This is a genomic window from Peribacillus sp. SIMBA_075 (assembly GCF_046534585.1).
On sequence record NZ_JAWRYN010001008.1, the window covers coordinates 1 to 257 of the forward strand.

A 257-nucleotide genomic window follows, 5' to 3' on the forward strand; every position below is an offset into this window, starting at 1 on the left:
TGGCATTGTCTGTATTGGCAGCTACGAGAGTACTCGACAAGGAAATCTCTGAGGAAGACAACCGTCAGTTGATTAACGAAACGATTGCGAAGGCAGGCGAAGTGCAATGAGCCAAGTCGCTGAGCGCTACGCATCGGCTTTATTCCAGGTAGCCAAAGACCACAATGTGACTTTGGAAATCGAACAGGATCTTCGTGAGGTACGTAAAGTATTCAAAACGAATCCTGAACTATACCAATTGATCGTTTCACCAAAAC

1 protein-coding gene and 1 pseudogene are annotated in these 257 nt (G+C 45.5%); both read left to right on the forward strand.

All coding sequences use genetic code 11. The annotated features are described in order from the left end of the window. Positions 1-110: pseudogene (locus tag SB775_RS31325) on the forward strand (F0F1 ATP synthase subunit B); the annotation flags it as partial. Next, the coding region (locus SB775_RS31330; RefSeq protein WP_410865172.1) for a F0F1 ATP synthase subunit delta at positions 107-257 on the forward strand (151 nt) is incomplete at its 3' end. The pseudogene SB775_RS31325 and the gene SB775_RS31330, both read left to right, overlap by 4 nt.